An 18300-nucleotide genomic window follows, 5' to 3' on the forward strand; every position below is an offset into this window, starting at 1 on the left:
GTGGGCCCCGCCCTTCCTCGGGGCCCACTCGGCGGATCAGCTCGCGACGGCCAGCTCCCGCTGATTGACCGGCCGCGGCAGGCCGTAGTGCTCCCGCAGAGTGCTCCCGGTGTACTCGCTGCGGAACAGACTGCGTTCACGAAGGATCGGCAGCACCTGTTCGACGAAAACCTCGAGCCCGGACGGCAGCACGGCGGGCATGATGTTGAATCCATCCGCCGCACCGTTCTCGAACCAGTGCTGGATCGTGTCGGCGACCTGCACCGCGGTGCCCGCGAAGGTGCGGTGACCTCGACCGCCGCCGAGCCGGCCGATGAGTTCGCGAACGGTCAGATTCTCGCGTCTGGCCAGTTCCACGATCAGCGTGAAGCGGCTCTTCGCTCCTTCGATCTCGTCCTCGCTCGGCAGGTCGTCCGGTAGGGGCCGGTCGAGCGGGAGGGACTCCGGATCGCGTCCGAGCACCTTGGCCAGCTGATCCCTGGCGTACTCGGGTGCGATCAGCCGGTCCAGCTCGGCCTCGATCTCACGCGCCTCGGCCTCGGTGTCGCCGATCACGGGCACCAGTCCGGGCAGCACCTTGAGGTGCTCGGGATCGCGCCCGTTCGCGACCGCTCGCCGCTTCACGTCGGCGTAGAACGCCCGCCCCTCCTCGAACGTCGGCTGAGCGGTGAAGATCGCCTCGGCCCAGCGAGCGGCGAAGTCCTTGCCGGACTCGCTCGACCCCGCCTGCACGAGCAGCGGATACCCCTGCGGACTGCGCGGCGAGTTCAGCGGCCCCTCCACCTGGAAGTGCTCGCCGCGGTGCCCGATCGCGTGCACCCGCTCGGCGAGGGCGTGCACGCCGGACGCCTTGTCGGCGATGATCGCGCCGTCCTCCCACGAGTCCCAGAGCTTGGTCGCCACCTCGAGGAACTCGGATGCCCTGGCGTAGCGGGCCGCGTGCAGGGGCTGCTCCTGCAGCCCGAAGTTGCGGGCGGCTGCCTCACCGGCGGTCGTGACGATGTTCCATCCGGCGCGCCCGCCCGAGATCCAGTCCACCGACGAGAGCCGCCGCGCGAGGTTGTACGGCTCGTTGTACGACGTGGATGCCGTCGCGATCAGCCCGATCCGCGACGTCGTCACCGCCAGCGCCGTCAGCAGCACCGTCGGCTCGATACCGCCCTGCGGGCGCCGGCCGACATCTCCGAAGAGTGCCGGCGAATCGGCCAGGAACAGCGAGTCGAACTTCGCGTCCTCAGCGATCCTCGCGAGCCGCTGATGGTAGGCGAGATCGAGCAGCGCGTGCGGATCCGATTCCGGCAGCCGCCACGAGGCCTCGTGATGTCCGGTGTCGTGGAGGAAGAGGTTGAAGTGCAGTGCTCGTCGAGCGGTCATGAGGTCTCCTGAAGTCTGTCGATGGGGGTGTGTGCTGTGCCGGTCTCCACGCCGAGCGCGCGGAGAAGCTGCTCGCGCAGCCGCGCGAAGCCGGGGTCGGCAGGATTGCGCTCCTCCAGGTCGACCCGCACGTCGAGGGAGAACACGCCGTCCTCGATGACCAGCACGCGGTCGGCCAGCAGCAGCGCCTCGTCGACGTCGTGCGTGACGAGCAGCACCGCTGGGCGGTGCACGCGCAGCAGCCTGTGCAGCAGCCCGTGCATCCTGATCCGGGTGAGCGCGTCCAGCGCGCCGAACGGCTCGTCGGCGAGCAGCAGCTGCGGCTCGCTCACCAGCGAGCGCGCCAGCGCCGCGCGCTGCTGCTCCCCGCCGGAGAGCTCGTGCGGCCACGCCCTCTCCCTGCCCGCCAGGCCGACCTCGGTGAGCACGGCCCTGCCGCGTTCCCGTGCGGCGGCCGGCTGCCCGAGCACGACATTGTCGAGCACACTCAGCCAGGGAAGCAGCCGCGAATCCTGGAAGACCAGGGACACGCGTTCCGGCACCCAGACGTCCCCGGATCCGGCCACCGAATCGTCCAGGCCGGCGACGGCCCGCAGCAGCGTGCTCTTGCCCGACCCGCTGCGGCCGATCAGCGCGACGAACTCGCCACGGGCGATCCGCAGATCGATCCCCTTCAGCACCTCACGGTCGCCGAACGAGCGTCGGAGCCCGCTCACCCGGACGGCCGTGCTCAGCTCGCCAGCGTCCGTCGCCATGACAGCACCTTCCGCTCCAGCAGACGCACCAGGGCATCCGACACGAATCCGAACACTCCATACACGACCAGGCCGACGAGGATGATGTCGGACTGCGCGTAGAGCTGGGCCTGGGCCATCATGTAGCCGATGCCCGAGGTGGCGTTGATGGTCTCCACGACGATCAACGCCATCCACGACCCGACCACCGCCAGTCGGAACCCGACGAAGAACCCGGGCAGCGCGCCGGGGATGAGCACCGACCGCACATACTGCCAGCGACTCAGGCCGAGCGATTCGGCGAGCTCGATCTGCTTGCGGTCGATACCGGTCAGTGCGCTGTACGTGTTGATGTAGATGGGGATGAGCACGCCGAGGGCGACGATGGTCACCTTGAACTCCTCGCCGATGCCGAGCCAGAGGATCAGCAGCGGTATGAGGGCGAGCACCGGGATGGCCCGCTTCACCTGTACCGTGCCGTCGACGAGCGATTCCCCCAGCCGGGTGAGTCCGGCCACGACGGCGAGCGAGACACCCGCGACGGTCCCGATCACCAGCCCGAGAACGGCCCGCCACAGCGAGGCGCCGATGTGCTCGGCGAGGGTGCCGTCGACGATCAGTCGCCAGCCGGTGGCGGCGACGGTCTCCGGGCCGCTCAGCAGCCGCGGATCGAGGAGCCCGAGCAGGGCTGCCGCCTCCCAGACGGCGAGGATGAACAGCGGCCCGAGCAGCCGTCCGCCTGGTAGAGACCGTGCGCGCCCGAGACGGCGACGTCTGGTCTGCCGCACCAGACGGAGGGGTGCGTCGGCGACGGCACCGGTCGCCACCGTGCCCTCCGTGCCCTCCGTGCGCCGTTCTGCCAGAAGTTGAGTCGACATGGTCACTCCTTCACGTACTCGTCGGCGACGGCCGCGGCCGCATCGCCCTCGAAGCGTCGGTCGAACAGGACCTCGGTGTCGAAGCCCTCGATGTAGCCGCCGTCCGAGAGCAGATCGGCCGACGACTGCGCCCATGCGTCGGCGTCGTCCCAGTTCTTCGGGAATGACGGCTTGTTGGCGAGTGCCCAGATGCGGTCGGCGTCCTCGGCGGAGACGCCCTCGGTGTCCACGAAGTAGAACTTCTTCCAGGCATCGGCGTTCTCCCACGCCCAGACCTGTCCCTGGGCCCAGGCGCGGATGTAGTCACGCACGGCGAGGACCTTGTCGGCGTCGGCGAGCACGGTGTTCGGCACCCAGAGCACGCTGAGCAGGTCGGGTTCCTCGGCGGGCAGCGCGACCGCGCCGTCCTTGCCGAACTGGTCGATGTACTTCGTCACCACCGGTTCGCCCAGCGGCGCGACATCGACCTGCCCGCTCTGCAGCGCGGTGAGGAACTGCGTGCTGGGCAGTTCCACGAAGTCGACTTCGTCGACGTCGATGCCTGCGGTCTGCAATGTGCGCAGCACGGTGTCTCCCTGGGATTGACCCTGCGAGAACGCGATCTTCTTGCCACGGAGGCCCTCGAAGGAGTCGAGGTCGACGCCCGGCGCCGTGGCGAACACGTACGACGGCGACGGACGCTCCAGCACAGCGACGATCGATGCGTCGAAGCCGATGTCGTGCGCCTGGATCGGTGGGATGATCGCGTTGTTGGCGATGTCGAGCGCTCCGGCACGGAAAGCCTGGATCACATCAGGACCCGCCTGCGCGTTCACCCACTCGTCGACGGTGAACGCGAGCGGGTCAATCGCGTCGCCGGCTGCCTCGAGCTGCAGCTGTGTCTGGCGCCCGGCGACGCGGAGGCTCGATCCGTCGGCGGGCGCCCCGGTGGGAAGCGGTTCGCTCGCGTCGTGCTCCGTCGCCGCCGAACTCGTCGAAGCGCAGCCGGCGAGCAGCACGAGTGCGACCAGCGAAGCCGCGACGACCGGCATCCGCGTGACAGGCCGGGAGGTGCGGACGGATCCGGGAGATGTCATGTCGTCTTCCTTTCGGTGAGGGGTTGCCTGGAAGACTGCGGGGACGAGCCGCACAGCGTCCAATAGCGATCGGCGCCGCACTGATCGGGGTTCCGGATGGATCGCTGCCGCATCCGCGGGATCCGCAGGATTCCGCGGATGGACACGACTCCCGTGCCCCGCCGAGCGGTCCGGCATCCGGTCGCCGCGTGACGGTGCGTGTCCCGCTGTTACGTCTCGCGATCGGCATCCCACTCGCCGATGAGCTGCGGCATCCGCTCGGCGATGTACCGCAGGAAGTCCGCCGCGGCGGCGGCTTCGCGGACGGGCGCGGCGCCGGTCTCCGGCTCCTCGCGTCCGGTCAGGCGCCCGACCGCGTCGTCGTGCACGGCGATGATGCGGCGCGCCTCGATGAGCAGCCGCCTGCCCGCCGGGGTGAACCGCGAGCCACGGCCGTCCTTCTCGACGAGCTGGTGGCCGAGCCTGTTCTCCAGCACGCGCACGTGCTGGCTGACGGTCGGCTGGCTGCGGTGCAGCGCCTCGGCAGCACGGCCGAACCCGCCGAAGTCGTCGATGGCGACGAAGGATCGCAGCAGCAGGATGTCGAGCGTCTCGTCCATGCGGCGATGCTAGATGCCGCGCGGGTGGACGTCGCCTCTGTCGTCATACGGCCGTCAAACACCGTCAAACGCCGTCATCCGGCCGACCGGGGCACCCCCTGTAGCCTCGATTCATGAGCGAATGGGTCAGTTCCGCCATCCGCGTGCTCGAAGCCGACGGCAACCGCTCGGCCGACACGCATCTGCATCTCTTCCCCCTCCCGTCCGAGTGGGGCATCGATCTGTACCTGAAGGACGAGTCGGTGCATCCGACCGGTTCGCTCAAGCACCGGCTCGCCCGTTCGCTGATCCTGTACGGCCTGGTCAACGGTCTCATCGACGAGAACACCACGCTGGTCGAGTCGTCCAGCGGATCGACGGCGGTCTCAGAGGCCTACTTCGCTCGGATGCTGGGACTCGAGTTCGTCACGGTCGTGCCGCGCTCCACCAGCCAGGAGAAGATCGACCTCATCGAGTTCTACGGCGGCCGCTGCCACCTCGTCGACCGTGCCGAGGACATCTCGCCCGAGGCGCGCCGCCTGGCCGCCGGATGCCGCGGCCACTACCTCGACCAGTTCACGTACGCGGAGCGGGCGACGGACTGGCGGGGCAACAACAACATCGCCGAGAGCGTGTTCAGCCAGCTGTCGCAGGAGCGGCATCCCATCCCGTCGTGGATCGTCGTCGGCGCCGGCACCGGCGGCACCAGCGCGACCTTCGGCCGGTACGTGCGCTACCGGCGGCACGAGACGAAGGTGGCAGTGGTCGACCCCGAGGGCTCGGCGTTCTACGCCGGGTGGAAGGGCGATGCGGATGCCACGGGCAAGCCCTCGAGGATCGAGGGCATCGGCCGGCCACGCGTGGAGGCGTCGTTCGTGCCGAGCGTGATCGACGAGATGATCCAGGTTCCGGATGCCGCATCCGTCGCCGCCATCCGGCTGCTGCGCGAGCGCACCCTGCACTGGGCCGGCGGGTCGACCGGCACGAACCTCATCGGCGCCTTCCAGCTGATCTCGCGGATGCGGGACGCCGGTGAGACGGGCAGCGTCGTCACCCTGATCTGCGACAGCGGGGTGCGCTACGCGCAGACCTACTACAACGACGAGTGGGTGGCCGCGCAGGGCTGGGACCTCGCACCCCACCGCGCGCAGCTGGAGCGGTTCCTGGAGTCCGGGGCCTGGTCCTGAGGGCTACGCTTCAGGCATGACTACGCTCATCCTCACCGTCGCGGGAGCGGATCGCCCCGGACTCGTCTCAGCTGTGGCCGATGCCGTCGACGGGCACGGCGGCAACTGGGAGAACAGCCGTCTCGCCGAGCTCGCCGGCACGTTCGCCGGCGTGATCGAGGTGTCGGTCGCGCCGGAGCGCGTCGCCGACCTGCAGTCCGCGCTGCAGGCGCTCGAGGGACTGCTCGCGGTCACCGTGCACACCGGGACGGATGCCGCGGCATCCGCCGACGCGCAGCGCATCAGCCTCACCGTGCTCGGCAACGACCGCCCCGGGATCGTCCGCGAGGTCTCGCGCGTGCTCGCCGAGCACGCTCTCAGCATCGAGGACATGACGACGGTCACGAAGGATGCCGCCATGGCCGGCGGCCGGCTGTTCGAGTCGACGGTCACGGCGACCGTTCCGGCGACGGCCGACATCGATGCGCTGCGCGCCGACCTCGAACAGCTCGCCACCGAGATCCAGGTCGACATCTCGCTGGGCTGATCCCGGCAGGCATCCGGCCGATCGGCTCCCGACCGGCATGCCCAGTTGCGGATGCCGCACCGCAGCGCGCCGGCGAACCGCGGGCCGTCTGGACCATCCGAAGTCGGACGCCGACGTGCACGCGTCGAGCACGGCGAGCCGGCGCTGTCAGTGGCCGGCGGCAACCTCTTCGGCTCCGTCGGAGTACTTCCGCACCCAGTAGGCCGTGTCGGCGACGTGCGCCGATGCGGCGGCGGATGCCGCGACGGGGTCGCCGTCGGCCAGGCCCCGCAGGATCGCCCGGTGCCCCACGTCCGAGTTCCGCTTCAGCTCGGCCGCATCCGAGGCGTCGGAGAGGCGGTAGGCGCGGGATCGCGAGCGCAGCACGTCGAGCAGACTCGTCAGCGCGTCCTGCCCGGCGACGGCCGCGATCGACATGTGGAACTCGTGGTCGAGGCGGGAATGCTGCTCGAAGTCGTCACTGGCCTCGAGCTCGCGCAGCAGCACGTCCAGTCGCTCGACGGTCGCCTGATCGATGCGCGCCGCGGCGAGCGCGGCGACGTGGGGCTCGAGTGCCCGGCGCAGCTCGGTGAGCTCGAGCACTCCGGCCATCGGCAGCAGACCGACGGTGAGCGAGAGGCTGCTGATCAGGTCCGCCGCCCGGAGCTCGCCGACATAACTGCCCGACCCGTGCCGCGTCTCGAGCACGCCGAGGGCGGCGAGCATCCTGATCGCCTCGCGCAGCGAGCCGCGCGACACTCCGAGCTGCTCGCACAGCTCGCCCTCACTGGGCAGGCGGTCGCCGGGGCGCAGCGCGCCGTCCGCGATCAGCGATCGCAGCCCGTGCAGGGCGGTGTCCAGTGCGCTCATCGGTTCCTCCGCGGTCCGTGTCTCCGAGTGAGTCTGTCGGATGCTCCACTCGAGACGTATTTGTAGGACAACTTAGTTCCGATTCCCGTCATTGTCTCGACATACGAGGTCTCACATGGCAAAGTTGTGCAACAAGTTTCCCCCCACCCTTGCGAGGACGCATGACCACGGCCACGACGCCATCGCCGATCCGGCTGAAGTCCTTCGAGCGCGCACGCGATGCCTGGCCGCTCGATCCGGAGGTCATCCACCTCAACCACGGCTCCTTCGGCGCGGTCCCCACTGCCGTCGTCGCCCACCAGGACGCGCTGCGTCGTCGCGCCGACCTCAGCCCGGTGGAGTGGTTCCCCCGTATCGCCGAGCGCGTCCACGAGGCGCGCGAGCGCACCGCGCCGTTCGTCGGCGCCGGCCCGGAGGACGCCGTCTTCGTGCCGAACGCCTCGGCCGCGGCGACCGTGGTCTACAACTCGCTCGCCCTCTCGCCCGGTGATGAGATCCTCGTCACCGACCACGGCTACGGCGCCGTGACCATGGGCGCCGAGCGCCTCGCCCGACGTTTCGGGGCGACGGTGAAGGTCGTGCGCCTCCCTCTGCTCGCCGACGACGACGAGGTCGTGCAGCGCTTCGCGGACGCGCTGACCCCGAGCACCCGTCTGATCGTCGTCGACCAGATCACCTCCGCGACGGCGCGCCGGTTCCCGACCCGGCGCATCGCCGAGCTCGCCGCCGGGCAGGGCGTGCGCACCCTGGTGGACGGCGCTCACGCACCGGGCCTCATCCCCGACGCGGCTGCAGCGGGCGGCGGCGACTGGTGGTTCGGCAACATGCACAAGTGGCCGTGCGCACCGCGCGGATCCGCGCTGCTCGTGACCACGGCATCCGATCGTCAGGACCTCTGGCCGCTGATCGACTCGTGGGGAGCACCCGAGCCCTACCCCGCCCGCTTCGACACGCAGGGCACGATCGACGCCACCACGTACCTCAGCACCCCGGCATCCATCGACTTCATCGAGGACCAGATCGGCTGGGACGCTGCGAGGGACGCGATCTCGAAGATGGCCGACCACGGCGCCCGTCTCATCGCCGACGCGTTGCAGCCGTACACCGACGCCGAGGCGCTCGCCCCGCTGCCGACGCCGGTCGCCTCGATGCGCCTCATCCGCCTGCCGGACGCCCTCGGCCGCAGCCGCGAGCAGGCCGACGACCTGCGGATGCAACTGATCGACGCCGTCGGCGTCGAGACGGCGTTCACCAGCTTCGAGGGCGTCGGCTACTTCCGCCTCTCCGCGCACCTGTACACCGAGGCGTCCGACTTCGAGGCCTTCGTGGAGCGCTGCGTGCCGGAGATCCTGCAGCGGGCCGGCATCCGCTCCGCAGCCCCCGTGCACCTGCCCTGAACCGCACCCTGAAACACCACCCTGAGAGAGAAGAGGCACATCATGAAGCACCGGCTTCTGACGACGGCCGCGGGGATCGGCACCGTCGCCGTCCTCGCCCTGACCGGCTGCTCGGCCGGCGGCGGCGAGTCCGCCGACGGCAAGGTCACCCTGCAGATGGTCGAGAGTCTGACCAACCCCGCGCGCACCGAGCTGATCCGCGGTCTTCTCGACGACTTCGAGAAGGAGAACCCCGACATCACGGTCAAGCTGGTCTCGCCGCCCACCGAGCAGGCCGACCAGAAGATCCAGCAGATGCTGCAGTCCGGCAAGGGCGTCGACGTGCTCGAGGTCCGCGACCTCACCGTCGGGCCGTTCTCGAACAACAAGTGGCTCTACGACATGAAGAAGGATCTGTCGAGCTGGGACGGCTGGGACGCCCTCACCGACAACGCGAAGTCCGCCGCCGACACCGACGGCAAGAACTACTTCGTGCCGTACGGCTTCTACGGGCTGTCGCTGTTCTACCGCACCGACCTGGTGAAGGATGCCGGATTCGACGGTCCTCCGAAGAGCTGGGACGACCTGCTCGAGCAGGCCTCCGCCATCCAGGATCCGTCGAAGAACGTCTACGGGTACGCCTTCCGCGGCGGCCAGAACGCGAACAGCAACGTCGTCGCGGCGATCGAGGCGTACGTCATCGACGACCTGAACACCGACGACGCATTCCTCATGAAGGACGGCTCCACGATCTTCGCCGCCCCGGAGGCGCAGGACGCCGTCGACACCTACTTCGACCTGTTCAAGGAGGCCTCGCCGCCGTCCGCCGTCTCGTGGGGCTACCCCGAGATGGTCGCCGGCTTCACCAACGGCTCCACCGCCTTCCTGCTGCAGGACCCCGAGGTCATCGCGACCGTGCAGGAGTCCTCGCTGAAGGAGGACCAGTGGGACACCGCGCCGCTGCTGACCGGCCCGACGGGCAAGGCCGCGCAGCCGCTCGCCACCGCGGGCTGGGGAGTGGCGCAGGCCAGCGACCACAAGGACGCGGCGGTCAAGCTCGTCGAGTACCTGTCCTCCGCGGAGCCGGCGACGACCTTCGCGCAGAAGAACAGCCTGGTGCCCATCATCGCCGCTGCGGCCGATGACGAGTTCTACAAGACCGGCCCGTGGACCAGCTACGTCACGATGACCGAGAACCCCGACACCTACGTCAACGTCATCCAGCCGCGCGGCGTGAGCTGGTGGACCGAGTGGATCCAGAAGTCCGACCAGGACGTGCAGAAGGTCCTGCTGGGCGACATGTCCACCGAGGAGCTGCTGAAGTCCTGGGACGAGTACTGGACGGAGAAGTACGCCGCGGAGAAGGGCTGACCGTTGTCCGCTCAGACCATCGAGAGGGGCTCCGTCGGCACTGCCGGCGGGGCCTCCCGTCCCCGGCGTCCCGCGCCCGGCCACCGCACCTTCCGCGCCAAGCACGCCCTGACGCTGCTGGCGTTCCTCGCCCCCGCCATCGTGTTCGTGTGCTGGTTCACCTACGTGCCGATGCTGCAGGGCGCGAGGATGGCGTTCCACGACTGGAACCTGTGGGACCTCACCTCGACGCCGTTCGTCGGGTTCGACAACTTCGTCACCGTGTTCACCGACCCGGTGTTCCCGAAGGTCGCGTGGAACTCGGTGCTCTGGGTGGTCGGCTCGCTCGTGCCGCAGCTCGTGATCGGCTTCCTGATCGCCCTGGCGCTGCGCAAGAGGTTCCGGTTCCGCGGCGTCTATCAGGCGCTGGTGTTCTTCCCGTGGGCGGTCTCGGGCTTCCTGATCGGGATGCTCTTCCGCTGGATGTTCAACGCGGAGTTCGGTGTGATCAACGACCTGCTGATGAAGGCGGGGATCATCTCGCAGCCGCTGCCCTGGCTCGCGGACCCGAAGCTGGCGATGACCGCCGTGATCGTCGCGAACATCTGGTACGGGGTCACCTTCTTCGCGATCATGATCCTCGCCGCGCTGCAGTCGGTGCCAGACGAGGTGCTGGAGGCCGCGAGCATCGACGGCGCCGGCAAGGTGCGTCAGCTGTTCTCGATCGTCATCCCGTACATCTCGATGACGCTGCTGCTGACGGTGCTGCTGCGCGTGATCTGGATCTTCAACTTCCCCGACATCATCTGGGCGATGACCGGCGGCGGACCCGCCAACCAGACCGACATCGTCACGACCTGGATGATCGACTTCACCCAGCAGGGCAACTACGGCATCGCGAGCGCCATCGGCCTGATCGTCGTCGCGTTCCTGCTCGTGTTCTGCGGGTTCTACCTGATGGCGATGCGGAGGATGCAGCGATGAGCGCGACCATGGCCCTCACGACGGCCGGAGTGAAGAAGCGCGAGACCCGCGGCCCGCGGAAGGTCACCGTCGGCGGTGTGGTGCGGTTCACCGGGCTGGGTCTCTGGCTGATCATCACCCTGTTCCCGCTGTACTGGATCGCGCTGACCTCGTTCAAGTCGCCGTCCACGATCAACCGGTTCCCGATCGAGTACTGGCCGAGCGAGCCGTCGCTGCAGAACTACGCGAGCCTGTTCGAGAAGAGCACCTTCGGTGTCTTCCTGATGAACTCGGCGATCGTCGCGCTGACGGCGGGCGCCGTCGCGACGCTGATCGCGCTGCTCAGCGCCTATGTGCTGGCACGGTTCGAGTTCCGCGGCAAGGGTGCGGTGCTCGTGGCGTTCCTGCTCACGCAGATGATCCCGGCCTTCATCGCCCTGGGGCCGCTGTACTCGATGATGACCGACCTGGGGCTGGTCGACACCCGCCCCGGGCTCGTGCTGGTGTACATCGCGGTGTGCATCCCGTTCTCGACGGTCATGCTGCGCGGGTTCTTCGAGAACGTGCCGAACGCGCTCGAAGAGGCGGCGATGATCGACGGATGCTCTCGGCTGGGCGCGCTGTTCCGCGTGCTCGTCCCGGTGATGACGCCTGGCATCATCGCGGCGTTCATCTTCAACTTCGTGAACTGCTGGAACGAGCTGTTCCTGTCCGTGGTCCTGATCAACTCCGATGAGAAGCGCACGGTGCCGTCGGCGCTGAACGGCTTCATCTCCACGTTCAACATCGACTGGGGATCGATGTCCGCCGCGGCTGTGCTGACGATCCTCCCGACGATGGTGCTGTTCGCCCTGGCCAGCCGCTGGATCGTCGCCGGGCTGACCTCCGGCGCCGTGAAGGAATAGTCCGCCGGACTACGCTCGAAGGATGGAACCCGACCGCCGTGAGCGCGTGCTCGCCGCTCTGACCGCTGACCTTCCCGAGGGCGTGCTCGTCACCAACCGCGACTCGCTCGACGCGTACCGCTGGGACCGCGCCAACGACCCGGATGCGGGGGTGCCGCTCGCCGTCGTGCGCGCGACGTCGACGGAAGACGTTCAGGCCGCCATGAGGATCGCGGCCCGCGAGGGCGTCGCCGTGATCCCGCGCGGCGCGGGCTCCGGTCTGTCCGGCGGCAGCTCGGCGCAGGACGACGCGATCGTCATCTCGTTGGACCGGATGCGGCAGATCACGATCGATCCGCTCGTGCAGATGGCCACGGTGCAGCCGGGTGCCTTCAACGTCGAGGTCAAGGCCGCGGCATCCGAGCACGGCCTCTGGTACCCGCCGGACCCGTCCTCGCAGGAGTTCTGCTCGATCGGCGGCAACGTCGCGACGAACGCCGGCGGCCTGTGCTGCGTGAAGTACGGCGTGACCACCGACTACGTACTCGGACTCACTGTGGTGCTCGCCGACGGCAAGGTCGTGAAGCTCGGCGGCCCGCGGCTGAAGGACGTCGCCGGCCTGTCGCTGACGAAGCTGTTCGTCGGCAGCGAGGGCACGCTCGGCATCATCACCGAGATCGTGCTGCGGCTGGTACCGGCGCAGCGCACTCCCACGACGCTGGTCGCGATGTTCCCGACGCTGTCGGGCGCCATCCAGGCCGTGCTCGACATCAAGGGCGCGATGCGCCCTTCGATGCTGGAGTTCATGGATCAGGTCGCCATCAACGCCGTCGAGGACATGACCCGGATGGAGCTCGACCGCAGCGCGGCGGCGATGCTGATCGTGCAGTCCGACGAGCCCGACGCCCTGGCTGAGGAGCAGATCGCGGCCGTCGAGGTGATCTGCGGAGCGAACGGCGCCACCGAGTGCTACGCCACCAACGACCCTGACGAGAGCGAGGCCCTCATCGAGGCCCGCCGCCAGGCGATCCCCGCTGTCGAGAAGCGCGGCGCCCTGCTGCTGGAGGACGTCGGCGTGCCGCTCCCCCGCCTCGGCGATCTGGTGCTCGGCGTCGCGGAGATCGCCGCGCGGCACCGCACCGAGATCTCGATCGTCGCGCACGCGGGCGACGGCAACACGCATCCGCTGCTCGTGCTCGACCCGTCGGATCCCGGTCAGAAGGAGCGCGCCGACGTCGCCTACGGCGAGGTCATGGACCTGGCGATCAGTCTCGGCGGCACGATCACCGGCGAGCACGGCGTCGGCCGGCTGAAGCAGCCCTGGCTCGGCGACTACCTCGGCGAGGACGTGCTCGACCTGAACCTGCGCATCAAGAAGGCACTCGATCCGCAGAACATCCTCAACCCCGGCGCGGTGTTCGGGAACCTCTGACCGCGGCCACCGCCGTTCAGGTCGCGAATCGTCCCGCTTCCGGCGCATCCCGGGCATCCACGTCGCAATTCGGCACGCTCTGACCGCCGGATACCGGGGCGAACTGCGACCTGAGTCTGGTTGGCCGCCGTGAACCGGGACGAACTGCAACCCGGACGAATCGCCAGCCCGCAACTCTCGGGACATCGCTCGCGACGCGCGTTGTCCCGTCACGCGGCATCCAGGTCGCACTTCGTCACGCTCTGACCGCCGGACACCGGGACGAACTGCGACCTGAGTCTGGTTGGGCGCCGTGAACCGGGACGGACTGCGACCCGGACGAACCACGCTGCCGCGACAGACGAAGAGGGGCCAGGGACGTCGGTCCGGATGCCCGGATGCCGCGTCCTCTGGCCCCTCAAGTGCGGAGGCGGGATGTCTCAGACGAGGCGCTTCTTCGGCGACACCGTGTAGGTGTCCTCCGGGTCGTCGTTCACGACACCGGCCAGAGCCGTGTCGATCGCGGCGAGAGTGTCGGCGTCGAGCACCACGCCGGACGCCTTCACGGTGTCGGCGAGCTGCTCCGGGCGCGAAGCGCCGACGAGCGCGGCGGCGATGTTCTGGTTCTGCAGCACCCATGCGATCGCGAGCTGCGGCATCGTGAGCCCGGCCTGCTCGGCGATCGGCTTCAGGTTCTGCACGGCGGTGAGGATGTCGTCACGCAGGAAGCTCTTAATGAAGTCCGCACCCGAGTGCGGGTCGGTCGCGCGCGACCCCTCCGGCACCGGCTGACCGGGCAGGTACTTGCCGCTCAGCACGCCCTGCGCCATCGGCGACCAGACGATCTGCGAGATGCCCAGCTCCTCGGATGCCGGCACGACCTTGCCCTCGATCACACGGTGCAGCATCGAGTACTGCGGCTGGTTCGAGATCAGCTGCACACCGAGCTCGCGGGCGAGCGCGTGTCCTTCGCGCAGCTGCTCGGCGGTCCACTCCGAGACGCCGATGTACAGTGCCTTGCCCTGGCGGACGACGTCGGCGAAGGCCTGCATGGTCTCCTCGAGCGGCGTCTCGTAGTCGTAGCGGTGCGCCTGGTACAGGTCGACGTAGTCGACGCCGAGGCGGCGCAGCGAGCCCTCGATCGAGTCGCGGATGTGCTTGCGGCTGAGGCCGGTGTCGTTCGGGCCCTTCGGGCCGGTCGGGAAGTACACCTTCGTGAAGATCTCGAGGCTCTCGCGGCGCTGCCCCTCGAGGGCCTTGCCGAGCACGACCTCTGCGGCCGTGTTGGCGTAGGTGTCCGCAGTGTCGAAAGTGGTGATGCCGGCGTCCAGCGCGGCGTGCACCGTGGCGATCGCGGCGTCGTCGCCGACCTGCGACGCATGCGTCACCCAGTTGCCGAGGGTGATCTCCGAGACCTTGAATCCGCTGTTGCCCAGATAGCGATAGTTGACCATGTCTCAACGCTAGCGCCGTGGGACCGGTCACGGCTCCGTTCGCGTCATCGATCGACGACGGATGCCGGCGCCCAGATGGGCCACCGGCATCCGTTCATCCGTCTCGAGTGCCTCTTGCTCAGACCGACGCGCCCTCGCGGAGGTCGGCGCGCGTGAGCGGCACGGTCGGGGCATCGCCCGCGGCAGGAGGCGCGGGAGCGGGTGCGGGAGGCTCGGCGGGCGGGAGCGAGCCCGTCGCGACGATCGCAGCACGGTCGCGGTAGCCCTCTGCCGAGACGCGATCCTCCTCGACCTGCTTGCGGATCGCGGCAGTCTTCTCATACAGCGACGGGTCCCCGTAGCTGGTGAGCACCTTCACCAGGACGGGCAGCAGCTCGATCATGAAGAACAGCGCGGCGATCAGCCAGTGCGCCCAGAAGATCGTGGGCTCCTTCTCGCCGAGGCGGTTCAGCCCGCTGATCTGGCTGAGCAGTCCGATCGCGCCGGCATTGCCCTGCGCGACAGCGTCGGCCCGCGCGTTGTACGCGGCGAGCGCGGTCTCGTAGGTCTGCTTCGCGGCGGGCAGCTCGGCGCGCGCCTGCTTGCGGTTGGCCGACTCCGAGGCCGACAGCTCGCCCTTCGCGGCGGTGCCGGCGCTCTCCAGCTCGTCGTTCGCGGTGCGCAGCTGGGCGGCGAGCGCGTCGTAGGTCTGCTGCGCCTCCGTCAGCTGAGCCTTCGCCGCATCCGAGCTGGTGCCCTGGCCGTGCACGCCGGTGCAGCCGGGCACGGTGCCCGCGCCCTCGCCGGTCAGCTCGCACTGGTACAGCGCCCGGGCGCTGTCGATGGTCTTCTGCTGCTCCGCCATCTTCGCGGTCAGATCGTCGACCGTTCCCTGCGCGGCCGTCTCGGATGCCGAGGAGTTCGACGTTCCGGCGACGATGCCCGTCGCAGCCTGGTTCTCGAGGTCGGAGACGCGCTTGGTCGCGGCATCCAGGGCTTTCTTCTCGGGCCCCTTCTCGAGACCGTCCTGGTCGGACTGCGCCTGCGTGATGTTCGTCGAGGCGACCTCGCGGGCGATGTCGTTGTGGAACACCTGCAGCACGACCGGCTCGGCGACGACGAAACCGATCAACGCGGCCATCAGCACACGCGGGATGGCGAGGGCGATCAGCTTCCCGACGCTGCGGGTCGCCGTCATGGTCGAGGTGAGGAAGCGGTCGAGGTTGAAGATGATGGCGGCCCACACGATCGCGAGCGGCACGGCCAGCCAGACGGCGACCTGCACGCCGGTCATCAGTGCGAACATCATCGACAGTGCCGAGACCAGGGCGGTGCCCAGCAGTACGAAGAACATCTGCACGAAGCGGGGGGTCTCGCCCGGCACGCGGTCGAGGATCTCACCGTCGGCGCCGCCGAGGATGGCGAGCGTGCGCAGACGCGAGCCGGGCGTGCGCGGACGCTTCTCGCGCTTCGGCCTGGGCGTGCGCGGCGCGCGGGCCGGCGCCGGTTCCGGCGCCGGTTCGGATGCTGCGACCTGCGGCTCGTCGGCGATCACCTGCGTCTCCGCCTGAGCGTCCACCTGCACGGGCTCGTCGACGAACGGGAAGTCGTCGAGGTCGTACGACTCGGTCTCCTGCTCGTCGTGCACGACGGGGTTGGGCCGGGTCGTGGTCTCCACGACGTCGTTCAAAGCGGTCGCGTCGACCCCTGCTTCGGCGTCTGGACCGGCCGGGCGGTATTCGCGGGTGAAGTACTCGGGGACGTCGGCAGCAGCGTTCGGATCGTCGACGTCGAACTCGATACGGCCCTGGGAATCCATCCGTCCAGGGCGGTGAGCAGAGTAGGACATCCTTCCACGGTAGGGAAACACGCCTGTGGAGCGGCCCGACGAATCCTGCGAGCGCTCCCAGGTTCGGGGTGCGGCCCAGGTCATCGAGTGCCACTCTGGAGGCATGAAGACCCTGCTGCTCGCCCGCCACGCCAAGTCGGACTGGGGGATGCCGGGCTACTCAGACCATGAGCGGCCGCTCAACGCCCGTGGTCGCCGGGACGCCCCGGCGATGGCGCGGCGCCTCGTCGCGGAGGGCGTCGCACCGGACCGGATCGTGTCGAGCACCGCGACCCGCGCGCGCAGCACGGCCGACGAGTACGCCGCCGCGTTCGGACTGGCCGTGGCCGAGGAGCCGCTGCTGTACGCGGCATCCGCTCGTTCGATCCTGCAGGTCGCGTCCGGCCTGCCGGACGACAGCGCCGTCGCGATGCTGGTGGGGCACAATCCAGGAATGAGCGACGCCGTGGGCGAGCTCACCGGTGAGTTCGTCGAGCTGCCGACCTGCGCGGTCGTGGAGTGCGCGGTCGACGTGGACTCGTGGGCGGAGCTGATCGAGGGTTCAGGACGGCTGGTCCGGGTGCGCACGCCCGGCGACTGACCGTCAGGCGGGCAGCATCCGCCTGATCGCCGAATCGCAGGAGATCAGCGCCGTCTCGAGCGGGAAGTGTCCGGCCGCGGCGAGCGTGCCGAGGCCGTGCACGAGCCCCCAGGCGGCGGTGACGTCGTCCTCGGTGAGGCCCGCGGCGACGACCGCTCCGCCGAGCAGCGACTCGAGTTCGTCGATGAGCGGCGCCATGGTCTCGGTCGGAGACCCCGGGATGCACACCGCCGGGTCGTAGACCACGTCGAAGGCATTCGGGCGCTCGACGGCGAAGCGGACGTACGCCTGTCCGCCGGCGATGAGCGCGCCGACGGGTTCGGGCGCACTCTCCAGCGCGGCGCGCACCTCGGCGACGAGGTCGGCCATGCTGCGCTCGGCGAGCGTCTTCAGGAGCCCGCGCCTGTCGGCGAAGTGGTGATAGGGCGCGTTGTGGCTCACGTCGGCCGCGCGCGCCACCTCGCGCAGGCTGATCTCCTGCGCGGGCTTCTCGGCGAGCAGCTGCATCGCAGCCGTCTCGAGCGCGTGCGCGAGATCTCCGTGGTGATAGCCGGAACGAGAACTTGACACGAGCAACATTGTTCCCTATCTTGACAGTGTCCACCAAGTAGACACTGTCAAGATAGGAGCATCCGATGCCCACTGCACTCGTCATCGACGGCCACCCCGACTCCCAGTCGCTCACCGCGGAACTCGCCCGGCGATACGCCGCCGCACACGGCGACGCGCGGCTGCTCGCGCTGCGCGACCTCGACTTCGACCCGCACCTGCGGTTCGGCTACCGCGAGCGGATGCCGCTCGAGCCGGACCTGGTCGAGGCGAAGGCGCTGCTGCACGAAGCGACGAACGTCGTCGTCGCGACCCCGCTGTGGTGGGGGTCGGTTCCCGCCGTGCTGAAAGGATTCTTCGATCGCGCCCTGCTCCCCCAGCAGGAATACCGCTACACGCCGGCGGGGCTTCCGGTAGGCATGGTCGGCGCCGACCGCGGCCGTCTGCTGCTGCTCGCGGACACGCCGTGGTTCTTCGCCCCGATCACCGGTCTGCCCGCGCAGACGCAGGTCGCCCGCAACACGATGAAGCTGTGCGGCATCCGCTCGGTGAAGACGCATCGGATGCTGGGAGTGAAGACCGCGTCCTCGGCGAGGATCGAGGGCTGGCTGGAGCGCACCTCGCGCCTCGGCGCCTCCGACGGCGCCCGTGATCAGCAGGCCGTCGTGAAGGAACTCGTCACGGTGGCGGCCTGAGCGGCGAC

General features: G+C 69.2%; 18 protein-coding genes. 9 read left to right on the plus strand and 9 right to left on the minus strand.

The features are described 5' to 3' along the window. Nucleotides 1–36 precede the first annotated feature (36 nt). From GON06_RS15740 to GON06_RS15760, 5 genes are all read right to left on the minus strand, one after another. Complete coding sequence (locus GON06_RS15740) at nt 37–1374, minus strand: LLM class flavin-dependent oxidoreductase (protein ID WP_157313268.1); 1338 nt, start codon at nt 1372–1374, stop codon at nt 37–39. Further along, a complete protein-coding gene (locus GON06_RS15745) occupies nt 1371–2129 on the minus strand; it encodes an ABC transporter ATP-binding protein (protein WP_157313270.1) in 759 nt (252 codons plus the stop codon). Before GON06_RS15745 ends, GON06_RS15740 begins: the two co-directional genes overlap by 4 nt. Beyond that, nucleotides 2105–2986: an ABC transporter permease gene (locus GON06_RS15750; protein ID WP_157313272.1), complete on the minus strand. Its 882-nt coding sequence runs from the start codon at nt 2984–2986 to the stop codon at nt 2105–2107. The genes GON06_RS15745 and GON06_RS15750 overlap by 25 nt, the downstream gene beginning before the upstream one ends. A gap of 2 nt (nt 2987–2988) precedes the next feature. Continuing rightward, nucleotides 2989–4062 carry an ABC transporter substrate-binding protein gene (locus tag GON06_RS15755; RefSeq protein ID WP_157313274.1) on the minus strand — a complete coding sequence of 358 codons (1074 nt, stop codon included), beginning with the start codon at nt 4060–4062 and terminating at the stop codon, nt 2989–2991. 209 nt (nt 4063–4271) lie between these two features. Then, nucleotides 4272–4661, minus strand: coding sequence for a LysR family transcriptional regulator (locus GON06_RS15760; RefSeq protein WP_157313276.1), 390 nt, complete (start codon nt 4659–4661; stop codon nt 4272–4274). Between the two features lie 113 nt (nt 4662–4774). Between GON06_RS15760 and GON06_RS15765 the strand changes: the two genes are divergently transcribed. Further along, a complete protein-coding gene (locus GON06_RS15765) occupies nt 4775–5827 on the plus strand; it encodes a PLP-dependent cysteine synthase family protein (RefSeq protein WP_157313278.1) in 1053 nt (350 codons plus the stop codon). Nucleotides 5828–5843: 16 nt separating this feature from the next. Beyond that, nucleotides 5844–6353: a glycine cleavage system protein R gene (locus GON06_RS15770; protein ID WP_157313279.1), complete on the plus strand. Its 510-nt coding sequence runs from the start codon at nt 5844–5846 to the stop codon at nt 6351–6353. 147 nt (nt 6354–6500) lie between these two features. Here the strand turns inward: GON06_RS15770 and GON06_RS15775 are convergent, their stop codons facing one another. Beyond that, nucleotides 6501–7202, minus strand: coding sequence for a FadR/GntR family transcriptional regulator (locus tag GON06_RS15775; protein ID WP_157313280.1), 702 nt, complete (start codon nt 7200–7202; stop codon nt 6501–6503). Between the two features lie 161 nt (nt 7203–7363). Here GON06_RS15775 and GON06_RS15780 point away from each other — a divergent pair, with 161 nt between their 5' ends. The 5 genes from GON06_RS15780 to GON06_RS15800 are packed head-to-tail and all read left to right on the plus strand — an operon-like array spanning nt 7364 to nt 13207. Then, a complete protein-coding gene (locus GON06_RS15780; protein ID WP_157313281.1) occupies nt 7364–8599 on the plus strand; it encodes an aminotransferase class V-fold PLP-dependent enzyme in 1236 nt (411 codons plus the stop codon). A 42-nt stretch (nt 8600–8641) separates the two neighbouring features. Next, nucleotides 8642–9949 (plus strand): ABC transporter substrate-binding protein, encoded by a 1308-nt coding sequence (locus GON06_RS15785; protein ID WP_157313282.1) that lies wholly within the window; start codon nt 8642–8644, stop codon nt 9947–9949. A gap of 3 nt (nt 9950–9952) precedes the next feature. Further along, nucleotides 9953–10912 carry a carbohydrate ABC transporter permease gene (locus GON06_RS15790; RefSeq protein WP_157313283.1) on the plus strand — a complete coding sequence of 320 codons (960 nt, stop codon included), beginning with the start codon at nt 9953–9955 and terminating at the stop codon, nt 10910–10912. After that, entirely contained in the window at nt 10909–11796 is an 888-nt protein-coding gene (locus GON06_RS15795) for a carbohydrate ABC transporter permease (RefSeq protein WP_157313284.1), read from the plus strand. Before GON06_RS15790 ends, GON06_RS15795 begins: the two co-directional genes overlap by 4 nt. A gap of 22 nt (nt 11797–11818) precedes the next feature. Next, entirely contained in the window at nt 11819–13207 is a 1389-nt protein-coding gene (locus GON06_RS15800; RefSeq protein WP_157313285.1) for an FAD-binding oxidoreductase, read from the plus strand. 419 nt (nt 13208–13626) lie between these two features. Here the strand turns inward: GON06_RS15800 and GON06_RS15805 are convergent, their stop codons facing one another. Both GON06_RS15805 and GON06_RS15810 read right to left on the minus strand, forming a co-directional pair. Beyond that, nucleotides 13627–14640 carry an aldo/keto reductase family protein gene (locus GON06_RS15805; protein WP_157313286.1) on the minus strand — a complete coding sequence of 338 codons (1014 nt, stop codon included), beginning with the start codon at nt 14638–14640 and terminating at the stop codon, nt 13627–13629. A 118-nt stretch (nt 14641–14758) separates the two neighbouring features. Continuing rightward, the gene (locus GON06_RS15810; RefSeq protein WP_198346730.1) at nt 14759–16468 is read right to left on the minus strand and encodes a DUF4407 domain-containing protein; all 1710 of its coding nucleotides are present in this window, start codon (nt 16466–16468) and stop codon (nt 14759–14761) included. A 103-nt stretch (nt 16469–16571) separates the two neighbouring features. Here GON06_RS15810 and GON06_RS15815 point away from each other — a divergent pair, with 103 nt between their 5' ends. Next, the gene (locus GON06_RS15815; RefSeq protein WP_157313287.1) at nt 16572–17048 is read left to right on the plus strand and encodes a SixA phosphatase family protein; all 477 of its coding nucleotides are present in this window, start codon (nt 16572–16574) and stop codon (nt 17046–17048) included. Nucleotides 17049–17051: 3 nt separating this feature from the next. Here GON06_RS15815 and GON06_RS15820 read toward each other — a convergent pair whose 3' ends face one another. Beyond that, nucleotides 17052–17627, minus strand: coding sequence for a TetR/AcrR family transcriptional regulator (locus tag GON06_RS15820; protein WP_157313288.1), 576 nt, complete (start codon nt 17625–17627; stop codon nt 17052–17054). Between the two features lie 56 nt (nt 17628–17683). On the opposite strand from GON06_RS15820, the gene GON06_RS15825 reads away from it, so the two are divergent. Then, nucleotides 17684–18292 (plus strand): NAD(P)H-dependent oxidoreductase, encoded by a 609-nt coding sequence (locus tag GON06_RS15825; RefSeq protein WP_157313289.1) that lies wholly within the window; start codon nt 17684–17686, stop codon nt 18290–18292. Nucleotides 18293–18300: the final 8 nt, after the last annotated feature.

Source organism: Microbacterium sp. MAH-37 (assembly GCF_009758255.1).
Classification (GTDB): Bacteria; Actinomycetota; Actinomycetes; order Actinomycetales; family Microbacteriaceae; genus Microbacterium.

What these genes read in the sequence shown, in the direction of transcription:
- GON06_RS15740 (WP_157313268.1), bottom strand. Translation starts at nt 1,374, where the DNA reads ATGACCGCTCGACGAGCACTGCACTTCAACCTCTTCCTCCACGACACC.
- GON06_RS15745 (WP_157313270.1), bottom strand. Translation starts at nt 2,129, where the DNA reads ATGGCGACGGACGCTGGCGAGCTGAGCACGGCCGTCCGGGTGAGCGGG.
- GON06_RS15750 (WP_157313272.1), bottom strand. Translation starts at nt 2,986, where the DNA reads ATGTCGACTCAACTTCTGGCAGAACGGCGCACGGAGGGCACGGAGGGC.
- GON06_RS15755 (WP_157313274.1), bottom strand. Translation starts at nt 4,062, where the DNA reads ATGACATCTCCCGGATCCGTCCGCACCTCCCGGCCTGTCACGCGGATG.
- GON06_RS15760 (WP_157313276.1), bottom strand. Translation starts at nt 4,661, where the DNA reads ATGGACGAGACGCTCGACATCCTGCTGCTGCGATCCTTCGTCGCCATC.
- GON06_RS15765 (WP_157313278.1), top strand. Translation starts at nt 4,775, where the DNA reads ATGAGCGAATGGGTCAGTTCCGCCATCCGCGTGCTCGAAGCCGACGGC.
- GON06_RS15770 (WP_157313279.1), top strand. Translation starts at nt 5,844, where the DNA reads ATGACTACGCTCATCCTCACCGTCGCGGGAGCGGATCGCCCCGGACTC.
- GON06_RS15775 (WP_157313280.1), bottom strand. Translation starts at nt 7,202, where the DNA reads ATGAGCGCACTGGACACCGCCCTGCACGGGCTGCGATCGCTGATCGCG.
- GON06_RS15780 (WP_157313281.1), top strand. Translation starts at nt 7,364, where the DNA reads ATGACCACGGCCACGACGCCATCGCCGATCCGGCTGAAGTCCTTCGAG.
- GON06_RS15785 (WP_157313282.1), top strand. Translation starts at nt 8,642, where the DNA reads ATGAAGCACCGGCTTCTGACGACGGCCGCGGGGATCGGCACCGTCGCC.
- GON06_RS15795 (WP_157313284.1), top strand. Translation starts at nt 10,909, where the DNA reads ATGAGCGCGACCATGGCCCTCACGACGGCCGGAGTGAAGAAGCGCGAG.
- GON06_RS15800 (WP_157313285.1), top strand. Translation starts at nt 11,819, where the DNA reads ATGGAACCCGACCGCCGTGAGCGCGTGCTCGCCGCTCTGACCGCTGAC.
- GON06_RS15805 (WP_157313286.1), bottom strand. Translation starts at nt 14,640, where the DNA reads ATGGTCAACTATCGCTATCTGGGCAACAGCGGATTCAAGGTCTCGGAG.
- GON06_RS15810 (WP_198346730.1), bottom strand. Translation starts at nt 16,468, where the DNA reads ATGTCCTACTCTGCTCACCGCCCTGGACGGATGGATTCCCAGGGCCGT.
- GON06_RS15815 (WP_157313287.1), top strand. Translation starts at nt 16,572, where the DNA reads ATGAAGACCCTGCTGCTCGCCCGCCACGCCAAGTCGGACTGGGGGATG.
- GON06_RS15820 (WP_157313288.1), bottom strand. Translation starts at nt 17,627, where the DNA reads ATGTTGCTCGTGTCAAGTTCTCGTTCCGGCTATCACCACGGAGATCTC.
- GON06_RS15825 (WP_157313289.1), top strand. Translation starts at nt 17,684, where the DNA reads ATGCCCACTGCACTCGTCATCGACGGCCACCCCGACTCCCAGTCGCTC.